The following is a 17,713-nucleotide window of genomic DNA, read 5'->3' on the forward strand; positions in this document are numbered from 1 at the left end:
ATTTATTGTACCTATATTAAATTATAAAGTTAAATGATTAAAATATTTCTTAGCACTTTATTAGTCTTAATTTGTATTTAAATCAATTAAAAATACATCTATATACGGATAAGAGTATAAATATAATTTTTTCTATCTTTTCTTGCGCTACGTCTTCTTAAAAAAAGAATTCCACCGTTACACTGGATGATCCAGTCGAGAAAAAAAGAGAAGCCTGTGAAGACTTCTCTTGAATAATCGATTCATTTCAAATAGAACCAACTCTTGTTAGAACAATACATTAGTCACGTAAGCGTTCCACGTCACGCGCGATCATCAATTCTTCATCTGTTGGAATCAACAAGACTTTCACTTTAGAATCTTCTGTAGAAATGACTAACTCTTCGCCGCGTTTTGCATTTTGTTCTTCATCCAATTCACAACCAAACCAAGTCATCCCTTTGATTACTTCACTACGAACGTGCGCATCGTTCTCACCAATTCCAGCAGTAAAGACGATAGCATCGACACCGTTCATCGTTGTTACATAACCGCCGATGTATTTGCGGATGCGATCAGTGAAGACATCATATGCAACTTTGACATCTTCATTATCATAGTTTGCTTCAAGATCCCGCATGTCGCTAGAAATACCTGAAAGTCCTAAGAGACCAGATTTTTTGTTTAATACATCAACCATTTCCTCAATTGATAGATCCAATTTTTCCATCAAGTAAGGCAACACAGCTGGATCAACATCACCAGAACGAGTTCCCATCGTTACACCTGCAAGTGGTGTGAAGCCCATTGATGTGTCAACCGATTTCCCACCATCAACCGCTGTGATCGATGCGCCATTTCCTAAATGACAAGTAATGATTTTTAATTCTTCGATTGGTTTGCCTAGCATTTCAGCTGCACGTTCTGACACGTAACGGTGACTTGTACCGTGGAAACCATATTTACGAACTTTGTAGTCGTTATAATACGCCAATGGTAAGCTATACAAGTAGTTGTGTTTTGGCATAGTTGCATGGAAAGATGTATCAAAAACAGCCACACTAATGATTTCTGGCAAAATTTTCTTGAAGGCAGTGATTCCCATCAAGTTTGCTGGGTTATGCAGTGGTGCGAACTCAGCCAATGCTTGGATGCGTTCCATTACTTCATCTGTGATGACAACAGAATCAGGGAAATCTTCTCCACCATGAACGACACGGTGACCCACACCAGTGATTTCATCATAAGAACCCAAAATGTTCAATTCGATCAATTGATCTAAAAGCATTTTTACGGCGATTTCATGATCATTGATATCGATGATTTGTTCAAATTTTTGATCTTCGCCATATTTGATGGTAAAAATCGAATCTTTCAATCCAATACGTTCCACGATCCCTTTAGCGACGACCGTTTCTTCTGGCATTTGATATAACTGCCATTTCAAACTTGAACTTCCAGCGTTAATTGCAATTGTTTTAGACATAATTTTCTCCTTATCCGATTTATATTACAAATTTGAGGCTTTCCAAGCTTCAAATTGTTCAAAAAATTTCTTGATATTCTTTGGTTCCTTGAGAGATGCGAGTTTGGCAAGCAGCACGGGGGCTTGCTTGCTTGTTGCGCCATGATTTTGGACCAGCACAATACTTTTTCTTGAGCGCTCATTTTTAAACAACTCGTCTGGCAATTGAATGATTCCTTGCAGATAGACTTTTTCATTGAGCCATTTCTTCAAATAGTCGCTTTGTTCAGTTTCCATGAAATTAGCGGGAACTAAAAAGAGGCCATAACCGTCTTCTTTCACATAATTCATCGCTTGCTCCATCAACAAATGATGGGCAAAACTATGTCCTTCAGGAGCTGAAGTAAGAAATGAAGCGGCTTTTTCATCTTGCGGATAATAACCGATAGGTAGATCACTGACAGCAATATCCATCGGATCGATCAGCAACTCTTGCAAACCGTCTTGATGGAACAAATGAAGGGGTGCTTGGGTCCATTCACTTGTTGCTGCAGCAACACTCAGTAATGTTTCATCGATGTCGACACCTGTTGCTTGCACCTCTCGATTCGCTAACTGCAAATTGAGTAAAAGCGTCAAAACAAGATTTCCCATTCCAACCGAAAGGTCAAGAATGGTTGTTTGCTGTTTTGCTGGCGTCAGTTGCTCGATCAGATACACAAATAAAAAACCGATACTATCTGGTGTCAGCTGATGATTAGGTTGCAGATGTTCTGTTTGTCCACCTTTTAACAGAAGTAGCTGCGCTAATTTGCGCCGTTCCTCTGCTGTTAAGGCTGTCTGCTCTAATTTTTTATAAATCGCTTCCAACCGTTGAGCATCCGCTTCACTAGGTACTCCGTCAATCACCCGTACGCGATACTGATCAATAAAATTTTCAATCGTTTCAATATATGCATCCAAGAAAGATGTTTCTAATGCGTTTTGAAGCACTTGAATCGCTTCTAGCGATAAATGAAAAGACTCTTCCATTTTTTCTGGGGACATCTTGCACCTCTTTTCAAAACTATAACAACATATATGCCTGTTTAATTTTAGCTGATTCAGCCAAAATAATCAATCGCTATCTTACAGAATAATTTGTGAATAGGCAAACATACTTCCCAGCTCTTTGCCAAAGAAAAAAGACACCGTCGCTCTGTGCCTTTTTCTGTACCATAGTCACTCAATATCTGTTGCTATTTTTTCTGAATCAATGAACCTTTCCGTAAAACGAAAGGTTCGTTGATTTATGAAACATTGGATTGCCAATACTTCCCCTTTTTGTTCGTAGGTGAGCTTCCCCACATTATAGTTAACACTACCCTCTTTTGCGAAGGACAAGCGCTGATAATCGGCTAAGAAAAGTTCTTTCATGATACGTGCCTCATACATATAGACTGTCTTACTATAGAAATCAGTCACCATCCGAGTATTTTCCAATACCATTAGCAACATAACACTCAGAAAATGAATCAACATCACGGAAGAAAAAAAGATCCCTCCTTTGCTTTTATGTTTGAATCTGCCATTGCCCAATTTTTATCTCTCCGTTCTCGAAAGTCACTGTAAATTGAATCGCCGTGTCTACTTTTTCAAAGTAGATCAATGAAACTTCTGTCAATAGTGGTTGGTAGCCGTTATTGTCTCTTTTACGAACTTTTCCATTGATTCGATCGATAGTGACCACATTCTCTTTGTCACTCTTTAAAAACAAGGTATAAGGACTGACGGAAACATACGTACACGTCTGGAGTTCTCTCTCCAGCTGAATCAAAAAAATGTGCCATTCTTGGTCTTTACGAGCAAAAAGCTGCTGATTCGCTTGAGGAAGCTGCCGAATAATTCCATTGATCAATAAGAGACTGACCCCTAATATCACTAAAGATAGCAAGCATTCCACTAACGTAAATCCTTTATTCTTCATAGGTGATCTCCAAAACAAGTGACCCTTTGGTGATTCGACCATACGTATGGCCGCGATCTAGCCCCAAAGACACTTGATAGGTTTCTGTCCGTTGGGTTGAATAGACTATTTCCTCTTCAAATGTGTGTCCTTGGACTTCTTCATACAACACACGAAGAGCCGCCACCTTTGCTTGCAACTGTGCACTTTGCTGCAAGATCTGGGTCTGAACAGTCAGAAAAAGAAAAACAGCAGTCGTCAGCACCCCTAACCCAATAAGGCTTTCTAGCAGGATATACCCTTTACTCGATGATTTTGTCATATCGTCCACTTCCAAAAAGAAATTTATACGTAATCATTTTTTGTTGATCTATCCATTCGAAACGCAGGGAGGCCATTTGTGTATAGTTCCCCGATTGGCTGGTGAATGTCAGTACCGGAAAAGCCCGAACAACTAACTGGGGGGGCACTTCCAATGGCTCCATTTTGATTTCACCTGTGATCGTCGAATGAAAATAAACCGTGGGAACAGGCGTATCTGAATACGCGACTTTTGTTTCTCGCGCATCGATGATCGCTGTTTGCTGTGCGACGGCTAAGCCTTTTTCTAAGCGAGCACAAAAACCCAGTACCTCAAATTGCGTTTGGTAATGGTCAATGACTAGCAGAGGCAGAAAAATAAAAATTGCTATAACTAAGAGAACAATCAAACTCTCCAGCATCGTAAATCCTCGTCTACCACCCCGACGCTTACTCGTTGCGATGGGCAAGATAGATCGCATACTGCTCCTCCGTCACATAATTACCGGCAATTAATTCTTGCCTTGTCGGTATGCGATTCTCATTAAGCTGATACAATTCGATTTGTGTTTCTACGACTTTTACGATTGCCGCATTCCCTTTATCATCTACAACTGTCCGCTGTGCAGACAAGTTTGGTACAAATAACAGAATCAAAATGCTGATCACTAATAGCACGATCAACATTTCCACCAGCGTGAATCCTTGATACTTTATTCTCATTCAATCACTCCTTGGATGTTGCCATAAATTGGCAAAAACATTGCAGCATAGACCCCAACAATCAACAGGGCAACAAATAAAAAAATGACTGGCTGGATCCATTGGATCTTCTTTTCGATTTGGTGAAACAGACGATCCGTTAAAAGTTGACTATAAACAAACAGCTCTTCCCCCAATTTTCCGCGCATTTCGCCTTGAAATACGATCAATGAAAACTCTGGCGTCAAAAAGGGGTAGTCTTTTAGCTTTTCTGGTAGCAAACCTCCATTTGCCAAACACTGTTCCAATTGGGCTGCCAGTTCTTGTACCAATGTTGCAGCACTCGTCTGCTGCATACAAAGAATGATCTGACGGATCTCCAAGCCTTGTTGAAACAATTTTCCCCATTCTAAAGCAAAATAGCTGGTTTGGTAGCAACGATACAGCTGGCCAAAAAATGGCAGTCGACTCAAAAACGCCGCCCGTTTCACTGCTGTCTGTTTGGAATAGATTCCTTGCAGCGCAAGAGCAGCAACACCTAATCCGCCGAACAGGATTGCGCCGATCCATGGAGCATTAGTGATAAAACGAATGCCCCAATGGGTCCTATCGATCATGCCAGAGGCAAGAAGCTGAGGCAAAAGAAACTGGCGCATAGCAAAAAGGGCAGTAAAAACAAATACCAACAATAGGAGGGGATATGCTAACACTTTTTGCAATGTCTGGTTCTGTTTCGCAAGCAATGTCTGATAGGCCACCATTCGCCGTAATGTATCAATCAAATTGCCATGCGTTTCTGCCAGGTCCAGTTGATTTTGTTCGGCTTCGGACAGATGTAGCAGTGAAAATGCCTGCTTAAGTCGCTGCCCTTGTGTCAGCCTTAGGTCAATTGCTTTCACTGCTTCTTGATCGAATTGGCCACTGCGAAGCAAAACCCGCAAACTTTCCTGTAAAGAGAATCCACTCTCTAATAAAATCGTAAATGTTGCCAATAAGGCATGGGTCTGTTTGCGCGAGAGTCGCCTAGCTTTCTTTGTCAAAAACCTCATCATTGATCTGCTCCTTTTCTTTTACCTGCGTAAGGGCTTGGTCCCATGTCATACGGTATTTTTGGGGCTCAAAGAACTCATAGGCCATCAATGCTTGGGGGGCTCCGTCACGATCCGGCAGCAATCGCTGATAAATGATTCCTTGCAAGCAATGACCGATGACCGCAACTTCTTCTGATAATTCTTGCAGGCGGGCTGTTGTTTCTGTTAATCCCCGCGCATGGATCGTCGCAAAAACCCGATGCCCTGTCAGCGCTGCCCGAATCGCAGCCTTGGCTGTTTCTTTGTTACGGATCTCACCGATCAACAACAATTCCGGCCGATGCCGCAAAGACAAGCGAATCAGCTCATCATAGTCCTGGCCGATCATCGGATTGGTCTGTAGCTGCAAAAAACGTGGTTCGACGATTTCAACCGGGTCTTCAATCGTGATCACTTGGCCTGTTGTCGTTGATGCCAGCCGATACATCAATGTCGACTTGCCTGATCCGGTAGGTCCGGAAAAAAGGTAGAGTCCCCGACTGCGGCATGCTGTGGCGATCGTTTCATATTGTTCTTTCAAAAAGAAACGATGGGCCCTACCTAACGGGTGTAAAAAACGCAGAACTAAGCTTTCTCGACCTTGGAAGTCCCCAACTGTCGAAACCCGGATCCGCTGCTCGCCCTCCGCCAATGGATAGCTGATGGCCCCCAATTGCGCCCTGCGTTTCTCCCCTACTTCCATACCACCTAAAAATTTGAATCGTGTAATCAGTTGTTGCGCCTCTTCTGCCGTAACTTTGCGATACATCTGCCGATAGTAGCTCTTGCTGAAAAGCAGAGCCATCCCCTCAACGGTTGGCAAGATAGATAAATCTTGCATCTTATGCGCCTTCGCATACTCCACCAGTTCATCTGAAAATGCACAAATATCCATTATCAACCTCCTAAAAAGAGATACGCAACTTTTGTTTTTCTGCACAAAAAAAGACTGTAGATCAAAGACAATTTCTGTCTTGTTCTACAGTCTAAAAAACATGGATGGATTATTTCTCTTGGGTAGTGTCTTCTGGTGCCACAAATTGGGCTTCAACTCGATAGATTCGTTGACCACGGCTGGAAAACTTCTCTTCATACTCAGTCATAATATTTCCTTCATAGTCACTTTGATGAAGATCCAACCATACTTGTTTTAAAATCATGCCATATTGAGAAAAGCTAGCTAGGGAATATTCAAATAATCCTTGATTGTCCGTTTTGAAATGAATTTCACCATTTGGACGTAAAACTTGTTCATCCACCGCCAAAAAAGCTTTTGAGGTTAATCGGCGTTTCTCATGTTTCTTTTTAGGCCAAGGATCTGAAAAGTTTAAATAGATTTGGTCAACTTCATGATCCGCAAAATAATTGGTCAATGCGGAACCATCTACGTGCAGCAACTGCACATTAGGGATGTCTTGTTCGATCAGTTTATCCAGTGCAATGGAAACCACACTGATTTGCATTTCGATACCGATATAGTTGATTTCTGGATGTGCTTTAGCCATTTCAGTAATGAAACGCCCTTTTCCCATACCAATCTCGATATGCACAGGGTGATCATTGCCAAATCGTTCTTTCCAACGACCTTTCCACGCTGTTGGTTCTGCTACTACAAATTCAGGATGCGCTTGAACCAATTCTTCGGCTCCCGCACGTTTTCTTACTCTCATGTTGTTTCCTTTCCGAAAAAACAAGATGGAACTTGTTGCTTCGCTCCATCTTCTCATTCACTATAAATTCTTTTTAATTGCAGAATCTCTGCATTCATTGCTTTATAATCCCCGCGTTGGTAGTATTTCTTTACTTCTTGAAGCATACTTAGCAAGGCATACCAATAAATTTTCTCAATCACTTCGCTATTTCCATGGATCCCATACCGCACTAACCAATGAGGCCAACTGGACAATGGGACATAGTGCCCTAAAATCGTGCCGATATCCATTGCTGGGTCCGCAAACATGATCGAATCCCAATCCACCAAATACAGATAGTTTTGACAAACAAGCCAATTACGGTAATTGACATCCCCATGGACGACAGTGGCTTTTTGTTCCTGAAATTCGGGAATATTTTCTTTTAAATAACGATACACAATAGCAATAAAGCGATTTTGGACAACCGCTTTAGGTAGGTTTTCTTCATAATCGACGAGCATATTTTTGGGCGTCATCACCTGCCCGCCAATTTTACTCAACATTTTCGACAATGTTTTCGAGTGATGCAGATGATACAGCACATCGATCACATCATTTCTTTGACCAATCTCTTCGGGATCCAGTACACGACCATCCAGCCACTCTTGAGCAGATAACGTATCCCCGTTTCCGGTACGTTTGGTCCACACAAGTTTAGGAGTGATCCCCTCTTTGGAGAGTGCCGCAAGCATCGGGGTCGTATTTCGTTTGATAAAGACTTTATCGTTGTCCTTCAAGCCAATATAGGCTTTTCCGGTGTCGCCTTTGATTGGTCGTAAGTTCCAATCTTGATCCAAGCGAATATCCATCCTAGCTTCTCTCCTTATTTCGCAGTATCTCTTATTCTAGCTTCCTAAAGAGTCAACGTCAAGCGCATATGCGTTCGGTTTTTTCAAGTAAATAGGCTAGCGGCTTCATTGATTTTGCATTTTTTTCAAGCGGACAGGCACATAGAGCAGCAAGAAGAGACCAGTAAATAACAAAAAGCCGACTAATTCTAAGAGTCCTTGCCACAGAATCGCCCCTCGAAACAAACCAACTAAACCAAAAATGAGCGCCGTTCCTCCTAATAACCTCAACAGTAGCCAATTGATCGCTGCTTGCTTTTGCTCTTCAGCTACTGGATACAGATGGGTTAAAATCATGTATTGGAACTCATTGTATAAGGGCAGCAGCTGAAATCCGATCAAGTAAAGAAACAGACAGCCTAACCCTAGACTAAGCCACCACTCTTGAACAAAGAAAAGGACCACTGCCCCAATCAACGTCAAGCGAAAAAAAAGGCCGCTGTATTGAACCCCCCGCAAAAAACGGCGAGCATACAAATAACGATAGGTCTGTTCATGTCCAAAAGAAATCCTATTCAACAGCGCATCAAAATATTTGCGACGTTTTGCAGCAGCCGTGATTTGCGGTACATCTGTGAATAGATTGATAAAGCGATAAATGCGATGGAGCCGCTTTTCCTCCAAATGGATCATGTAGTCCCAGTCCAACAGCTGATCTGTCGGGCGGCACTGTAAATAGAACCAGACAGCTTGTAGTAGAGCTAAAATCAAGCCCAGCCAAGGCGCAACATACAGGCTGGCCGAAAGACTGATCAGTGCCACAACTATCCATAAGGAACGCTGGCGTTTGAGCTGGTTTTGCCCTTGATAAAGAGACAAACGTTGTAACCAGAGATCAGATATTTTTAACAGCCACACTGTTCCCAAATAAAAGAAAAAGCTGGCAAAGGTTTGACCAGTCACTACCACTACTAGAGGCATCGACGCCCCAACGGCTAAAAATGAGACCGCAAAAGGTACCAGCAAAGAATAGCGGAAAGCTTGAGTAAGATAGTCAGCCATCTGCTTTTCTTTCGCTAACAGAAAAATCAAATCCGCTGGTTTCACCAATGTCGCCAACTTTCCCACGGATAAAAGGGCCAGCCAAATTACCAGGAGGACGAGTCCACCGAGAGGAAATGGCCGGGGCAATGTTTTTAATAAATCCGAGTAATACAGACCTAAACCACCCATTAAAAAGGTACTGAGAATCGCAAAATGGTCATTGAAGACATAACGCAAATAGCGATTCATCTGTTTCTGGTGTTTTTGTAAGCGTTGTGAGAAGAATCCTTTCATAGCTGACTCTCCTTTGTCAATGCTAGATACAATTCATCTAGGGTCGCTCCTTCAGCACCGAATTGACTTTGTAACTGCGTCAATGTCCCTTGTGCTCGAATCTCTCCGTTATGAAGCAGGATAAACTTGTCGCAATATTTTTCAGCTGTTGCCAAAATATGGGTCGACATTAAGATGGATGCCCCCGTCTGTTTCATCTCATTCATCAATTCAAGCAATGCATTGATCGCCAAAGGATCTAACCCTAAGAAAGGCTCATCGATAATATACAAACTTGGTTCGATCAAAAAGGCACATAAAACCATGACTTTTTGTTTCATTCCTTTGGAAAAATTTGCTGGGAACCAATCCAACTTGTTTTCCAAACGAAATGTCTTCAATAAGCGCTCCGCCCGTTGCAAAGCGACATCTTTTGGGATGTCATAGGCCATTGCTGTCACTTCAATATGCTCTTTCAAAGTCAATTCTTCATAAAGTGAAGGGGTTTCGGGAATGTAGCCAATCTGTTTGCGATAGGCTTGTGGATCTTCTTTCAACGACAACCCATTGATGGTGATCTTTCCAGCATGGGGTTGCAGTAGGCCGATGATTTCTTTGATCGTTGTACTTTTTCCCGCACCATTCAATCCGATCAATCCCACAAGTTCGCCATCTGCAATCGAAAAATCAATATTTTTTAGTACAGGCAGCTGTGTATAACCACCTGTTACATTTTCTACTTGTAATGTCATTTTCGTTCCTCCAATATCGACTATTATACCATGAAGCAGCAGTCAAAAAGTAGCCAGTCACTTCGTGAGCCTAGCTATTTTTTATTATTGGTTATTTGGACAACATACTCCTGCCCATCTACCTGCAATGACTCTTTCGGCAGCTCGCTGCTACCAAAGCGTTTGACCCAGGTATCTGCTTCTGAAGCTTGAAAGACGACCGCTTGAATCGCTCCGGCAGCCAAACGGGTCGTGAAGGCTTGGACGGCAGCTGGATCTTCATAGGAAACAAATGTGACCGTTATATCATGTGTAGGTGCGACGTGTTCTTTGATCCAGTCGGTTGCTGCTTTTTCGAGAGCGGTTTGTTCTGACGGCTGTTCGCCAGTCTCAGAAACAACAGCCACAGTATAGACAACTTCCTTAGGCCTTGTCATGGAATAGATCAGCGATCCTCCGATAAGAATAACCGCTACGCCAGCAATCAGCCATTCCTTGTAGGCATAGGCCAGATAGCTGATTTTTTCTCGTTTGGTCTTTTTTTTCTGCAACGTTTCTTTAATGATTGGTTTCATTGTATCCGTCCTTTTCTTTTTCTGCTTTTAAGTCTATGGGTGCAAGCAAACAAATGCAAGCGTTTCTCTTCAGAAAAAACCAGCACTTTTTGCGAAAATGAAGTCGCAATCCGTATTCTAAGGGTATCCAAGAACAAAAACTGCCGAAATCAGCAGAATATGGTAAAGTAGGACTAGAAGAACAAGGAGGTTTATGAAATGGAAAATTGTATTTTTTGTAAGATTAATAACCGCGATATTCCTAGCTACAAAGTCTATGAGGATGATCAAGTCTATGCCTTTTTGGATATTTCCCAAGTGACACCTGGGCATACATTAGTGATCCCAAAAGTCCATGTGGCAGATATTTTCGAGTATGATGAAGCACTCGCTGCGACGGTTTTTGCCCGCATTCCTAAAATCGCACGAGCGATTGAGAAAGCCTTCCCTGAAATCAACGGTCTCAATATCATCAATAATAATAAAGAGTTGGCTTATCAATCTGTTTTTCATTCCCATATCCATTTGATTCCTCGCTATGATGAAAAGGATGATTTTTCAATACATTTCGGGAATCATGCCGCCGATTATTCGCCGGAACAGCTAACAGAGATTGCAGAAAAAATCGGAAAGCTGGTGGACTAGATGATTGGTAATTTTATCAAAGGACTATTATTCGGCTCTCTAACCGGCGGCTTAGGGGGATTGCTGTTTGCGCCAAAAAGCGGCAAAGAAACCCGTGAACAATTGATTCGCTATGTCGATGAAACGACGGAAGCCACCCTCGAATTTAATGACAGTGTCAAAAATCTAAAAGACGCCGTGACATTGACTCGGCTGACGGTAGATGAAACCATTCCAGTGGTCAAAGAGTCCTTCACAAAAGATTTTGAATCATTTAAATTTCAAGCACAACCAAGAATTGAGCGGATTAAGACTCACATGGATCGCCTAAACCAACATGTCACAACGATTCAAGCAAAAACTGCCCCTCAAGATAAAAATGAGTAACAAATATTGGAGAATCTATGAATTTTGTTTGAAACATCATTCGTTTTCTTCCCAATTGAAAATAGAGTGTGGTATAGTATTAGCTGTGATTCTTTGAAATATTTAGAAAATAGGAGTGCTTAAACGAATGAAGAAAAAATTGATTTTAGCAGCAGTCAGCGCACTAAGTGTTTTGACATTAGCAGCTTGTTCTGGAAGTTCTAATAATGAGATTGCAACCATGAAAGGCGGCAAAATCACTGTTGAAGATTTTTATGACCAAGCCAAAACAGATTCCAACAACCAAAGCCTGATTCGCCAATTGATCGTCTTGAAAGTTTTTGATCAAAAATATGGCGATGATGTCACGGATAAAATGATTGACGAGCAATACGATAAAACTGCATCACAATATGGCGATAGCGATAAATTCGAGTCAGCATTAGATTCTGCTGGATTGACTAAGAAAAGCTATCGTGAACAAATCCGTCAACAACTTGCGCTACAAGAAGGTCTAAAAAAGAACATGGATATTGGGGATGACGAGCTAAAAACTGCTTGGGATTCTTTCCATCCAGAAGTCGAAGCACAATTGATTAAATTGACCAGTGAAGATGATGCAAAAGATGTACTAAAAGAAGCGAAAAAAGATGACGCTGACTTTAGTAAATTAGCAAAAGAAAAATCAACGGATACAGCAACTGCTGAAGACGGTGGTACAGTTAAATTTGATTCCACATCAACAACCGTACCAACGGAAGTTCAAACCGCTGCCTTTGCGTTAAAAGATGGTGAAATTTCAGATGTCATCTCTGCAACGGATGCTTCTACTTATACAACAAGCTACTACATTGTCAAAATGGTCAAAAACCAAGACAAAGGCAATGACATGGACAAATACAAAGATCAAATCACAGAAATCGCTCAAAACACGCTATTGAATGATTCGACATTCGTTGCAAAAACGATTGGTAAAGAATTGAAAGCTGCCAATGTGAAAATGAAAGATGACGATTTAGCTGATATCCTTTCTGACTATGTATCTGCTGCAGAAACAAAAGATTCTACAGATACAACAGATAGCTCAGAAAAATCAACAGATTCTACTAAAGACTCAACAGAAACAACAAGTTCTTCTGCGACAGACTCATCTGAAAAATAAAAAACAAAGCACTAAAACTCAGTGCTTTGTCTCCAGACTAAAGATTGGCTTTTGCCAATCTTTTTTTATATGTCTTTCGGTACATAAAAACTGCGATTGTCCATCCCAAAGATTCGTTCGGTGTATTCGCCAGGCTCCGTTAAACGAATCGATGACAACATCATTTGCATAGAAGCATCGATATTATCGATTTGATGCAGAATTTCTGCCTCCATAATTCTCGGACGAACTGGGGAACCGTATTCCAATAATCCATGATGCGCTAAAACCATATGTCGTAATACAACAATATCTTCTTGCTTGTCATCGAATTTCAGCGCAATACACGCTTGGGTGATTTCTTCATCTACCAGCACCAAATGACCGACCAGGTTTCCAGCCAATGTATATTCTGTCGCCATTGGGCCGCTTAATTCAATCACTTTTCCTAAATCATGCAGGATGATTCCAGCATATAACAAGGAGGCATTGATTTCCGGATATTCTTTGACCAAAGACTTTCCGATTCGCAACATTGTCGTCGTATGATAAGCCAATCCACTGGCAAAGGCGTGGTGATTGCGTTTTGCAGCTGGGAAATCAAAGAATTCCTTCTTGTATTTATTCAGTAAAAAGCGAACGATACGATTCCAATGGGGATTAGTGATCTCAAATAAAGTCTGATTGATCTCTTCTTCCATGTCTTCTTTTTTCAAAGGAGCTCTTTCCATATACTGACTAGGATCATGGGGTTCTTCTGGCTTTGCCAGACGTAAGTGCAAAATCTTTACTTGAGGATTTCCCTGATACACTTCTCGCTTCCCGTCCAATAAAACAACTTTACCTGCTTCGAAACGATTGATTTCTTCTTCTGAAGCATCCCAAAACTTTCCATCAATCGTTCCAGAAGTATCTTGGAAAGTAAAGGCGATAAATTTCTTACCGTTTTTTGCGATCCGAACGTCTGCATTTTTGATCAATAAAAACAATTGAAATGTTTCATCTACGGTCAACTCTCGAATTTTTTTCATGTTAACATTTGGCGAAGGGCCAAATTTCTCACATCCTTTGACTAAGTTCTTGTACGGATTGCTGGTATTTATGATAATAGCTTACCATTTCTTGGTCAGATGACAAACAAATTACTTGGTAGTAATGGCCAAATTCAGCGAATAATTCGGCTAGACGCTCTTTTCGCACACTATCGTAATGCAACCAGCCGTCATCAATAATGATGGGGCTAAGAGGATGATTTTGCTGTAAAGCAAGGTACCCAAAACGAATCGCCATAATCAATTGGTCTTTTGTTCCTGTCGATAAATCAACGATCGAGTAACTATCGCTAGCATTGCTGGCAACTAACTGTCCCTCTTGAAGTGTGACTTGGTGGTAGCGATCATTGGAAAGCAGTCGGAAATAAACCGAAGCTTTTTCCAATAATTGCGGCAATTGTTGCTCGGATAATTCCGTTGTCAAATCAGACAATACCGAAGCGGCTAATTGGCGACTGCTCCAAGCCAGCGCTAATTCTTCGATCTTTGCTCGCAGTTCACTTTCTTCTTGATACAGTTGGCTCAACGTGCCGCTCTTTTGACTGGCAGACACTTCTAGTTCAAGCCGTTGCCGCTGCTCCGCCTTTTGCCGGCTCAACTGCTGTAATTCTTTTTGTCGATGAATCAGTTGGGTTTTCTTTGCCAATAATTCCTCTTGCGTAATTGGTTCCGGAAAAATTGGTGTCAGCATATCGGTTAATTCCGCTTCCCGCTTGGCAGCTCGCTGATGCGTCTCCCATTGTTTAAGCCAGAGACTAATTTCTGCTGGCCGTTCAATCCCTGCTTTGGACAGAATCCCTTGAGAAGCTTCCAATAGAGCAGTCCGTTCCGCTTTTTTTCGCGCAAGCTGCTGAGCCAGTAATGTGCTGGGCTGTTGCAAACGAGCTAATTTAACAGCCTGCATTTCTTCATTGAAGGCCTGCAAGAGCTGAGCTTGCTCCAGTACCGTCTTATTTTGCAGGGGCAGCCAATCGGCAAAAGGGGCAAACAGCGCTTGATAAGGCTGCAGCTGCTTGGTGGTTTCTTGCAGGTGTTCTTTGGCTTCGCGAAGCTGATGGACATACATCTGATAGTCGGCGACATCTTCCTGATATTGAATCAAAAAGACCGACCATCTATGATAAGGTTCTACCCCAAAAAAAGGCTGCAGCGCTTGGCGCCAGCGGTCGTTCTGCTGTTTTTGCAAGCCAGTGGCTTCGGTTAGATCTGCGATCTCTTCTGCAACCAAATCGGCTTGCAGCAGTAACTCTTGCCACTGTTTTTTGCTGTCCCCTTGCTTTTGAGAACCTTGTTTTAGCGCCTGCCAAATGGTCAGTCCGATCCCCACAGTTCCCGCTGCGACACATAGCCAGCGCCAAGGAGTTGGTAAGAAAAACGCCGCAATATATGCCAACACGCCGCCTAACAGGGGTACGATGCGAAGAGCGCTTTTTTGTTCTCCCCTCAATCTTGGGTGGGTCTGTTCCAAGCGCGACAATGCTTGCTGAAGATCGTTTTCCTTCTCCTTTAGCCACTCCAAGCGCTTCTTTGATTCCTCTAACTGATAGTCGCTTTGCTCCAAGTTCATTAATTGTTCCTGAACCTGTTCTGTCTGCAGCGGCGGTGACTCATTTGACCACTGCCTTTTGGCAATCAACTGGTTCAACGCCATTCGTGCTTGTTGTTCCTTTTGCAAGGCCTGTTCCTGTCGATCCATCAAACGGGCCATCTCAACTTGTTGCTGAAGAATCTGAGTAATCAAATGTTCGTTGTCCAGATAAAAGAAATATTTATCGGAGGCCTGCCCTTGTTCCAGTCGATCAAGTTCAGCCTCTTTTTGGCGAATATCTGCTGTTACATGTTGATAGTTTTGATAAAACTTGCTGATTTCCTGCGCGTCTTCTTCCGCTACTGCCGCTGGCTGGTTCGCTAGCTGCTGCCATTCTTCATACAATGGCCAGTGACTGATCTGCTGCTGAATGGCTTGATACGCATCTCCTTGCTGCTGTTGCTGTTCTTCAAGGTGATCCAACTCTTTTTGCAGCTGTGAAATCTGCTGGTATTGTTGCTGCAAACGATGTTCTTCGCTTTCTTTTTGAGCAATTTTTTCCTGTAGTTTTTCCAGCCGTTTCAACGCTTGGTTCAATGGCAGCTTTTGTCCTCGCGGTTTGTAATTCTGTTGATTGATTGCTTCATAGCGAGCCACTTGTTGCAGCATCTTTTGACTTCCGCTGATCCCCAAAGAAATCAGCGCTTGATGCAATTCATTTTCTTGTAACTTATCAATTTGAGCCAATTGTTCTTGCTGAAAAGTAAACACATCGAAAAATAATGCCTGATTCAAAGGTTGCAGCAACTGCGCCAGCATTTCCTCGTCGCCGGTCTGCCCGTTGAAATGGACTTTGGCTCTGCCCCGATCGATTTGACGGTACCGTTCGATCATTACTTCTCCGTAAGGTTCGACGATCAACCACAATCTGCCGCCATAAGCAGCCCCATTTTTTGGTGTATAATCCTTTTTCTTAGCCGTTCTTTTAGGAAAGCCAAACAGCATGGCTGCAATAAACTGATACAGTGTCGACTTGCCGATTTCGTTGTTGCCAAAAAGCAATTGGTTTCCTTGGGAAAATTCAATCACTTGTTCGTGGTAACGGCCAAATCCAGTAATTTCTGCTTTTAAGATTTTCATACCTGTTCCTCCCACTGGAAATCATTCTCCAGCAAGTGTTTCGTCTGCTGTAAGACTTCTGCTTGAAATGCGCTTTGATCGATCCCACGATAAAGCATCGGATGTCGAAGCAAGTCATTCAGTCCTTCAGCAAAGATAGTCGGGTCTTGATAAATGGCTAGCAATTGATCGACATAAGTCGCCGGGATCGCTAATGGGATCTTGTTGGTTTCTGTTTTGTAGACATCGATTGCATAAATGGTCTGCAACACATCTCTTGAAAGCTGCTCATTCAAATAGGCAATCATTTCATTCTTTTCCGTTTCCGAAAACCAATCAGCGGACAGCTGATCTGTCTCTGTCAGCACCAATTTGATTAGCCGTGGTTGATTCGTGTTGACTTCTTGCAAAATCGTGTGCAAAATCGACCGTTGATCCTTGCAGGCTGCTAATGAGACCTCTTGCTGGGCCCATTTGATCTCAGCCAGATCGATCGGCTGAATCTCGGTACCCTGAGTACTCAAAGTGGCTAAGATGACACCAGTCTCTTGTTCTTTTTGTGTTTTGCCTTGTGGCGTTCCTGGATAAACGATCACAGGTTCTTTTGAAAGAATCTTAGGGACGTGGATGTGGCCAAGCGCCCAATAATCATAGCCTTTTTGTTTCATGTCACTCACAGAAAACGGCGCATAATGTTCCCCTGTGCTATCTCCATGGTACATGCCGATGTGGTAATCGACGGATTGCCGATTGGGAAATTCTCTGACCTTATTTTCTGTTATCCAAGGTTGTTGATAACTAAATCCGCTGATGGCATAAGTTTCGCCAGCTTTGCTGACACCTTTGATCGTTTCAACTGTTTCACTGGAAAATAAAACAACATTCTTAGGAAAATCAAACCAATAACGTTGCGGATCATAGTAGTCGTGATTGCCAAAAATCATATATACAGGGATTTCTGCAGCTGCTAGCCGAGAAATCTCTTGAAAAAAGTCATGCTGAACCCGCAAACTAGGACGGTTTTGATGGAAGGTATCCCCCGCTAAAAGAACAAAATCGACCTGATGTTCCAGTGCAGTATCAACTAATTTTTTGATTATTTTTCGATTGATCAGTGGGAGTTGCTCTTTGACGTTATCCGATAACATACGGATGCCTTCAAACGAACGATCCATATGCAAGTCCGCACTATGTAAAAAACGCATGATACCTTTCCCCCTTTTGCTCTAATCATACCATTTCTTGGTTTTTTCGTCAGCAAAATACGAAAATTTGTTCGCCTTTTAAACAAAAAAAATCGAAGGATCGAGGAAACTCCTGATCTTTCGATTTTTATTG

General features: G+C 42.2%; 20 protein-coding genes. 3 read left to right on the forward strand and 17 right to left on the reverse strand.

The window, feature by feature from the left end; genetic code table 11:
* Nucleotides 1-280: 280 nt before the first annotated feature.
* From Q0A12_RS00720 to Q0A12_RS00785, 14 genes are all read right to left on the reverse strand, one after another.
* Nucleotides 281-1,465 (reverse strand): acetate kinase, encoded by a 1,185-nt coding sequence (locus Q0A12_RS00720; protein WP_291290812.1) that lies wholly within the window; start codon nucleotides 1,463-1,465, stop codon nucleotides 281-283.
* Nucleotides 1,466-1,489: 24 nt separating this feature from the next.
* Nucleotides 1,490-2,491: a class I SAM-dependent methyltransferase gene (locus Q0A12_RS00725; protein ID WP_291290813.1), complete on the reverse strand. Its 1,002-nt coding sequence runs from the start codon at nucleotides 2,489-2,491 to the stop codon at nucleotides 1,490-1,492.
* Between the two features lie 174 nt (nucleotides 2,492-2,665).
* Nucleotides 2,666-3,022 (reverse strand): competence type IV pilus minor pilin ComGG, encoded by a 357-nt coding sequence (gene comGG / locus Q0A12_RS00730; RefSeq protein WP_291290814.1) that lies wholly within the window; start codon nucleotides 3,020-3,022, stop codon nucleotides 2,666-2,668.
* Nucleotides 2,997-3,410 carry a competence type IV pilus minor pilin ComGF gene (gene comGF / locus Q0A12_RS00735; protein WP_291290815.1) on the reverse strand — a complete coding sequence of 138 codons (414 nt, stop codon included), beginning with the start codon at nucleotides 3,408-3,410 and terminating at the stop codon, nucleotides 2,997-2,999. The genes comGG and comGF overlap by 26 nt, the downstream gene beginning before the upstream one ends.
* A complete protein-coding gene (gene comGE, locus Q0A12_RS00740; RefSeq protein ID WP_291290816.1) occupies nucleotides 3,400-3,711 on the reverse strand; it encodes a competence type IV pilus minor pilin ComGE in 312 nt (103 codons plus the stop codon). Before comGE ends, comGF begins: the two co-directional genes overlap by 11 nt.
* A complete protein-coding gene (comGD, locus tag Q0A12_RS00745; RefSeq protein WP_291290817.1) occupies nucleotides 3,692-4,171 on the reverse strand; it encodes a competence type IV pilus minor pilin ComGD in 480 nt (159 codons plus the stop codon). The genes comGE and comGD overlap by 20 nt, the downstream gene beginning before the upstream one ends.
* On the reverse strand, nucleotides 4,140-4,412 hold the full coding sequence (gene comGC / locus Q0A12_RS00750) for a competence type IV pilus major pilin ComGC (protein WP_291290818.1): 273 nt from the start codon (nucleotides 4,410-4,412) through the stop codon (nucleotides 4,140-4,142). The genes comGD and comGC overlap by 32 nt, the downstream gene beginning before the upstream one ends.
* Nucleotides 4,409-5,440 carry a competence type IV pilus assembly protein ComGB gene (gene comGB / locus Q0A12_RS00755; protein WP_291290819.1) on the reverse strand — a complete coding sequence of 344 codons (1,032 nt, stop codon included), beginning with the start codon at nucleotides 5,438-5,440 and terminating at the stop codon, nucleotides 4,409-4,411. Before comGB ends, comGC begins: the two co-directional genes overlap by 4 nt.
* Nucleotides 5,415-6,356, reverse strand: a complete 942-nt coding sequence (gene comGA / locus Q0A12_RS00760; RefSeq protein ID WP_291290820.1) for a competence type IV pilus ATPase ComGA — start codon at nucleotides 6,354-6,356, stop codon at nucleotides 5,415-5,417. The genes comGB and comGA overlap by 26 nt, the downstream gene beginning before the upstream one ends.
* Nucleotides 6,357-6,465: 109 nt before the next feature.
* Nucleotides 6,466-7,131 (reverse strand): tRNA (guanosine(46)-N7)-methyltransferase TrmB, encoded by a 666-nt coding sequence (gene trmB / locus Q0A12_RS00765; protein ID WP_291290821.1) that lies wholly within the window; start codon nucleotides 7,129-7,131, stop codon nucleotides 6,466-6,468.
* A gap of 53 nt (nucleotides 7,132-7,184) precedes the next feature.
* Complete coding sequence (locus tag Q0A12_RS00770; protein ID WP_291290822.1) at nucleotides 7,185-7,964, reverse strand: phosphotransferase family protein; 780 nt, start codon at nucleotides 7,962-7,964, stop codon at nucleotides 7,185-7,187.
* A 105-nt stretch (nucleotides 7,965-8,069) separates the two neighbouring features.
* A complete protein-coding gene (locus tag Q0A12_RS00775) occupies nucleotides 8,070-9,281 on the reverse strand; it encodes an ABC transporter permease (protein ID WP_291290823.1) in 1,212 nt (403 codons plus the stop codon).
* The gene (locus Q0A12_RS00780) at nucleotides 9,278-10,012 is read right to left on the reverse strand and encodes an ABC transporter ATP-binding protein (RefSeq protein WP_291290824.1); all 735 of its coding nucleotides are present in this window, start codon (nucleotides 10,010-10,012) and stop codon (nucleotides 9,278-9,280) included. The genes Q0A12_RS00775 and Q0A12_RS00780 overlap by 4 nt, the downstream gene beginning before the upstream one ends.
* A 74-nt stretch (nucleotides 10,013-10,086) precedes the next feature.
* Complete coding sequence (locus tag Q0A12_RS00785; protein WP_291290825.1) at nucleotides 10,087-10,566, reverse strand: hypothetical protein; 480 nt, start codon at nucleotides 10,564-10,566, stop codon at nucleotides 10,087-10,089.
* Nucleotides 10,567-10,764: 198 nt separating this feature from the next.
* Here Q0A12_RS00785 and Q0A12_RS00790 point away from each other — a divergent pair, with 198 nt between their 5' ends.
* From Q0A12_RS00790 to Q0A12_RS00800, 3 genes are all read left to right on the forward strand, one after another.
* Nucleotides 10,765-11,190, forward strand: coding sequence for an HIT family protein (locus tag Q0A12_RS00790; RefSeq protein ID WP_291290826.1), 426 nt, complete (start codon nucleotides 10,765-10,767; stop codon nucleotides 11,188-11,190).
* Entirely contained in the window at nucleotides 11,191-11,556 is a 366-nt protein-coding gene (locus Q0A12_RS00795; protein WP_291290827.1) for a YtxH domain-containing protein, read from the forward strand. It abuts the gene before it with no gap.
* A 127-nt stretch (nucleotides 11,557-11,683) separates the two neighbouring features.
* Complete coding sequence (locus Q0A12_RS00800) at nucleotides 11,684-12,697, forward strand: peptidylprolyl isomerase (RefSeq protein ID WP_291290828.1); 1,014 nt, start codon at nucleotides 11,684-11,686, stop codon at nucleotides 12,695-12,697.
* 65 nt (nucleotides 12,698-12,762) lie between these two features.
* Here the strand turns inward: Q0A12_RS00800 and Q0A12_RS00805 are convergent, their stop codons facing one another.
* The 3 genes from Q0A12_RS00805 to Q0A12_RS00815 are packed head-to-tail and all read right to left on the reverse strand — an operon-like array spanning nucleotide 12,763 to nucleotide 17,580.
* Nucleotides 12,763-13,707, reverse strand: a complete 945-nt coding sequence (locus Q0A12_RS00805) for an HD domain-containing protein (RefSeq protein ID WP_291290829.1) — start codon at nucleotides 13,705-13,707, stop codon at nucleotides 12,763-12,765.
* Nucleotides 13,708-13,735: 28 nt separating this feature from the next.
* Complete coding sequence (locus tag Q0A12_RS00810) at nucleotides 13,736-16,396, reverse strand: AAA family ATPase (RefSeq protein ID WP_291290830.1); 2,661 nt, start codon at nucleotides 16,394-16,396, stop codon at nucleotides 13,736-13,738.
* Nucleotides 16,393-17,580 carry a DNA repair exonuclease gene (locus Q0A12_RS00815; protein ID WP_291290831.1) on the reverse strand — a complete coding sequence of 396 codons (1,188 nt, stop codon included), beginning with the start codon at nucleotides 17,578-17,580 and terminating at the stop codon, nucleotides 16,393-16,395. Before Q0A12_RS00815 ends, Q0A12_RS00810 begins: the two co-directional genes overlap by 4 nt.
* Between the last annotated feature and the right edge of the window lie 133 nt (nucleotides 17,581-17,713).

This window comes from Enterococcus sp., from assembly GCF_022711995.1.
GTDB lineage: Bacteria > Bacillota > Bacilli > Lactobacillales > Enterococcaceae > Enterococcus_D.